Source organism: Kitasatospora sp. NPDC093558 (assembly GCF_040683475.1).
Lineage (GTDB): Bacteria > Actinomycetota > Actinomycetes > Streptomycetales > Streptomycetaceae > Kitasatospora.
Genome location: NZ_JBFBDY010000424.1, coordinates 1 through 5,496 on the forward strand (window position 1 = coordinate 1; position 5,496 = coordinate 5,496).

The window sequence follows — 5,496 nt, forward strand, 5'->3', positions numbered from 1 at the left end:
CGTCGTCCACCCACGCGCCCTGCCAGTAGTGCTGAGTCACTTCTTCCCCTCGGTCTTGAGCAGTTCGGCGGCGGCGACGGCGCAGCTGCGGTTGCGGCTGATCCCGGCCCGCCCGTGCACCTCGAACCAGGGCGTGGGCAGGCCGCAGCCGCACTCCTGCGGCGCGTGCTGGGTGACCAGGTCGCCCATCAGCACGGACTGGGCCGGCACCGAGGTGATGTACGGCGAGATGAACTGGGGGTAGCCGCTCTCGCCGTACGGCAGCGGCTGGAGCGTGCGCACGTCGCGGACCAGCTGGCGGGCCCAGACCGGGACGTGCAGACGGTGGTTGGGGCACTCCATGTGCAGGACGGAGTGCTCCACGGCGCCGTAGCCGTCGCGGATCCGCTCGTCCGGGATGCCGAGCTGCTCGTGGATGCGCCGGTACAGCTCCGGCTTGGCGACCTGCTTGTCCGCATTGCCCTTCCAGCCGCCGCCGAAGACAACCAGCGACTGCGGGTTCAACCGCAGGGGCGGCAGCCCGAGTTCGCGCATCCGGTCCAGCGTGAAGGACAGGAAGGCGGGGAAGCCGAGGATCCGGACCGGCGCGCCCTCCTCGGCGAAGCGGATCAGCGCGCGGACACAGCCGAACGGGTCGAACTCGTGGCCGCTGCCGGTGTGCTTGAGCGCGTACTCGACCGAGCGGACGGGAGCGAAGTGGCACAGGTACTCGTCGGTGAACGAGGTGCCGAGGTTCAGGCCCGGCCGGGGCTGGTAGTTGGAGAGCAGGTAGTTGACCGGCTCGTCACCTTCGGACTTGATCCAGCCGTAGTGGTCGAAGACCCGGGCGACCATCCGCTGGCCGTTGCGCAGGGTGAAGTCGTCGAAGGCCATCTGCGACTTCTGGCCGGTCGTGCCGGACGAGGTCAGGGTCAGCAGCGTCTCCTCGCGCGGCAGCGACAGCACCTCGTGCAGCTTGAAGAAGTTGGCGTGTACGAACGGCAGTCGGTGGAGCTCCTCGATGGACTCCAGGGTGTGCCCCTCGGCCGCCCACAGCTTGTCGAAGTAGGGCGAACGCTCGGCGTGCCAGGCGTTGATCTCGTTCATCGCCGCCGTGAACAGGGCGTCCACGTCGTCCCCGGCGCGGTACGGCTCGGCCAGGTCTGCCAGCTGCTGTACGCGGGCGAGTGCTTCGGGGTCCGGTGCCGAGACCGGTTGGAGGTACTTGTTCATTGGAATATCCCGTGGGTGTCGAGGTGCTGCTGCTTCCACAGCTCGATGTACTGCTCGGTGAACGGCTGGAACGCGGCGTCGATGGCCAGGCCCCGGAAGTCCAGCGGCTGCAGGATCCGGGCCAGCACCACGTAGTCGCGCAAGCCCTCGGCCTCCCGGCGCATCGCGGGGTAGGCCGCCACCGGCAGGAAGCCGTGCCCGAGCAGCCGGCGCAGCGAGTGGTAACTGTCCAGCGGCACCAAGGCCTCGATGTACCGGGCGCCGTGCGCGGCCAGCCGGTCGGTGATGGTGTCCAGCTCCTCACCGATCTCCGCGAGCTCGATGCCGATCAGCGTGCAGTACCCGTCGGCGGGGCTGAGGTGCGCGTACACCTCGTAGGCGCCGTCGGCGGCGGAGAGCATGACGTTCGGCTCGTGGAACGGGTAGAAGCACTCCCCCAGCCCGCCGAACCGGCGGCTCACGAAGGCCGGCGCGTCGATGAACTCCAGCTCCCGGACGGCGCTCGCGCCCTTCCTCGGCCTGGGCAGCGGCTCGTCCACGAGCTCCGGTCGCTGCGCGGGCCCCGGCAGGTCCGCCAGCGCCCTTACCAGCCCGTCGAGCGCGGACGGGACCTTGTGCACCGGAAGCCGCTGCTCCAGTACGCCCGCGCGGTGCTTGGCCAGCAGCACCATGGTCTCGTGCCAGGCGGCCTTGCGCAGGTTCGGCAGGACGCCGAGCGCGCGGAAGCCGGACTTCAGGCAGATGCGCTGCGGGGCGGTGGTGTCGGTCCGGGCGGTCGCGTACACGGAGTCGACCGGGTGGTCGCCCGTCAGCAGCTGGTTGGCGAGCTGCTGTACGGCGAGATTGGCCGCGCCGAGCCCACGGGCGTCGGGATGGATCACCAGGCCCTGCAGCTTGCCGATCCGCGCGGCCGGGTCGACCGTGCCGAGGATGGACCCGAGCAACCGGTCGCCGCCGGGCTCCCGGGCCACCAGCCAGGTGGTGTCCGGGGCCGTGATCTCACGGGCCATCACCTCGGGGTCGGTGCCGAGCGGCAGCGCGTAGCTCCGCCCGTACACCTGGCGGTAGAGCGTCAACAGAGCGTCCACGTCATCAAGACGGGCCGGGATGAATTCGAGGGCCAAGTCGCCTCTCCCAAAAGGCGGCGCAAACACGGTTCATCGCGTGCGCACCACGAAAGAAACTTAGGTCGCAAGTAGGCGTGCCCGGTCCGAGCAGCCACGTTGCCGCTCCACCACAGTAACGCTCACGCATCGGTGCACCGGACCGCCACCGCGCTAAAAGACCGTCAGAAGGCCTGGATGCGACGAGAATCACAAGCACGCGAAATGTGTACGAAATTGAACCAATGAACTTCCGCTGAACGTTGTCCGGCCATTCGCCGACTGATCGTCAGGGCTCCCGCAGCGTCGACCTGACCTTGCCGGACCAGGCGTCGCGCCGGTCGTCGAAGAGCGCCAGTGGCCGGGCCGGGCGCAGGCTCACTTGTTTGATTAATGATCCTCAGTGATAGTGGTAACCTGTTCGTCATGGAACTTCTCCGTCTGTCAAGGGCTGCGCAACGCCTGGGGATTCACCCGGTGACGCTTCGGCTTTGGGCTGATTCGGGGAAGATCCCGGTGACGTGGGTCGGCCGTGAGCGGCGGTTCTCCTCTGTTGATGTCGAGTCGATGAAGGTGACGAAGGACTCGTCGCGTGTGCGATTGGAAGTCCTGTACGCGCGTGTGTCCGGCTCCTCCGGGCAGGAATCGTCGTTGATCGCGCAGGAAGAGGAGTTGCGCGCCACGTCGACCGGCGAGATTGTGAAGGTCTTCCGGGATCGGTCGTCCGCTCTGAGGGAGGAACGGCCGGGCCTGAACCGGCTGTTGGCGTTGGTCGCCGATGGCTCGGTGACGGTGGTGCGGGTGACGCATGAGGACCGGCTCGCACGGTTCGGTGTCGGCTGGCTCAAGCGTTTGTTCGCCGTGTACGGCGTCACTCTTGAAGTCCTTCACCCGAGGAAGTCCGGCGGCCGGGACGAACTCCTCGAAGACTTCGTGTCCCTGGTCACCACCTTTGCGGGCCGCCTGTACGGCATGCGAAGTGCGGATGCGCGCAAGCGGCTGCTCGCCGAGACCGGCCAGTGCCCCGGGGATCATGGCCGGTGAGCCGCAGACTCCCTCTCGGCGACGGCGAGAGGTCCCGAACCGCCTGCGCCCGCGGCATCCTGCGTACCGCGGTGGACGAGAAGACCGGAGAACTCCTCACCGCGCCGGCGTTGGCGCAGCGGGTCGGCTGGGCTGCTGATCTGGTGTCCGCCATGGTGGCCGATCTGATGGCCGGGCACTGGAACGTCGCCGATGTGGACGTATTGGCCGCCGGTGAGGACGCGGGGGGCAGGAAGCTGCCGTCGAACGCCTGGATGGCACTGCGCCGCCTGGGCTGGACCGTGGCTGCTCCGGCGAAGGTCAACGACCGGATCGTGCGCATGGCGCAGGAACAGGCCGGGCGCGCACTGCGGTCGGCGAAGTGGCGCGCCGACCTCACGGCCGGTGTCCTCACGTCCTGGCCCGCCGATCCCGGCAGGCGCACGCCCGAGGAGTGGGATGCCGTCCGCGAGGCGGTCCCGGGCGGACAGTGGCTGGCGTCAAGCGTGATCAAGTCCCGTACCCGACAGATCACGGCCTTCGTCAAGAAGCACGGCCGTCTTCCCGGCGACGTGTTCGAGGCGGAGGACGAGCCCCGGACGGCGCGGATGCTGTTGCTGTCGGCCTGCGACGGGCAGCAGGCCACCATCGAGCGCGCCGGTGAGCCTGGGTGCGCGCTGCTGCGCCTGCAGCTGCCCACGCGGCCCGCCCCGCAGTCCTACAAGGACTGGGCATGGGTGGCCTGCCCGATCACGCTACCGCCCACGATCCCCGCGAACGCGGTCCTGCACCTGCCCACCCTGCGCCCGCACGGCAGCCGGGTGCGCGCCGATCTCGCCTACACCCACCCGGTCCCGAAGACCACCCGCACCGGGCACACGATCGCGCTCGGCGTGGACTGGGGCCTGAACACGTTGCTGTCCGCGGGGGCCGCCAGGCTCCACACCGACGGCCGCATCACCGCCCTCGCAGGCGGCGCCATGTTCCGCGCCGCCGGCGTCCTGGCCAAACAGCACCGCCTGCGTCGCCTGTCCGAGCGGCTGCACGCCAAGGCCGACCAGTACCAGCGCCTCACCGCAGGGCGCGAACAGCACGCCCTGGCCGTCAGGCACACCACCCTGCGCGAGGAGATCCGGCACGTCTGCGACCGGCGCTCCAACCTCAACGAAGCATTGGCGTGGGCCGCCGCCCGCTGGGCCATCGACCAGGCCATCGCCGCCGGCGCAACCGTGATCTACGTCGAGGACCTGCGCTCGATGGAAGCGGTGGGCATGGGCCGCACCATGAACACCCGCATGTCCCAAGCGGTGCGCGGGCAGATCGTTGACCGGATGAGGCACCTCGCCGCCGAGAGCGGCATTGCCGTCGCCACCGTCCCGCCCCGTGACACCTCCCGGCACTGCCCGCACTGCCTCGCCGTCCTGCGCCACCGCAAGGCACCCGACCGCCCCACCACGCCCGGCTGGAAGTGGGCCCTGTGTCCCGGCTGCGGCTACCAGGGCGACCGTGACCAGGGCGCGTGGAAGCGCATCGCCGCACGCGGTCTCACCCACCAGGCCAGGACCGCGGTGGACCGCACCACGGGTGCGCTGGCGATCCGCTCGGTGGTGGACACACTCGAAGCCTGCGCGGTCATCACACCCGCGCCGAAGACCCGCCGGGACCGGTCCAAGACCGGACCCACCCGGCACACGCCGACACGTCCGACGCCCAGGCGACGCCGGACACCCTCCCCGACGAGCCGTCACCGGCCCGTCGGCCAGCGTCCGGAGGGACACGCTCACACGGACCGGCCCCGGCTGCCCCGCGCAGCCCGCCGGCACCAGGACGTGACGACAATCAGCACACCCACCACGGCCGGACACAGGCCACACGGGGCGACACTGGGCGCGGGATTCCACCTCCACGCCCATGCCACCCCGCCCAGGTGGGAACACATCCCAGAATCAGACACCACGCCTGACTCAGGACCACTTAGCTGATCAGAGACGCTTTCCGCGTTCCGGGCTTGACCTTGTCCCAGGGGCAGGGTTCGACGATGGTCCGCATGACCAACAACTCGCTCAGCACCGTCGAAGCCCAGATCCGCGAGCAGGCCGCCGCCTACTGCGAGTCCAACAACGTCCCCGGGTTCGTCGCCGGCGTCTACCACGCGGGC

At 69.5% G+C, this 5,496-nt stretch carries 4 protein-coding genes; 2 read left to right on the forward strand and 2 right to left on the reverse strand.

Annotated features, from left to right (window positions below; translation table 11 throughout):
- Positions 1-36 precede the first annotated feature (36 nt).
- Both AB0O00_RS28090 and AB0O00_RS28095 read right to left on the reverse strand, forming a co-directional pair.
- A complete protein-coding gene (locus AB0O00_RS28090; RefSeq protein WP_363656386.1) occupies positions 37-1,212 on the reverse strand; it encodes an acyl-protein synthase in 1,176 nt (391 codons plus the stop codon).
- Entirely contained in the window at positions 1,209-2,336 is a 1,128-nt protein-coding gene (locus AB0O00_RS28095; RefSeq protein WP_363656388.1) for a GNAT family N-acetyltransferase, read from the reverse strand. Before AB0O00_RS28095 ends, AB0O00_RS28090 begins: the two co-directional genes overlap by 4 nt.
- A gap of 405 nt (positions 2,337-2,741) precedes the next feature.
- On the opposite strand from AB0O00_RS28095, the gene AB0O00_RS28100 reads away from it, so the two are divergent.
- The gene (locus AB0O00_RS28100; protein ID WP_363656390.1) at positions 2,742-3,359 is read left to right on the forward strand and encodes an IS607 family transposase; all 618 of its coding nucleotides are present in this window, start codon (positions 2,742-2,744) and stop codon (positions 3,357-3,359) included.
- Positions 3,360-3,430: 71 nt separating this feature from the next.
- Positions 3,431-5,320 carry a zinc ribbon domain-containing protein gene (locus tag AB0O00_RS28105; RefSeq protein ID WP_363656392.1) on the forward strand — a complete coding sequence of 630 codons (1,890 nt, stop codon included), beginning with the start codon at positions 3,431-3,433 and terminating at the stop codon, positions 5,318-5,320.
- Positions 5,321-5,496: the final 176 nt, after the last annotated feature.

Coding starts and splice junctions, on each gene's coding strand:
- AB0O00_RS28090 (WP_363656386.1), bottom strand. CDS start 1,212: ATGAACAAGTACCTCCAACCGGTCTCGGCACCGGACCCCGAAGCACTC.
- AB0O00_RS28100 (WP_363656390.1), top strand. CDS start 2,742: ATGGAACTTCTCCGTCTGTCAAGGGCTGCGCAACGCCTGGGGATTCAC.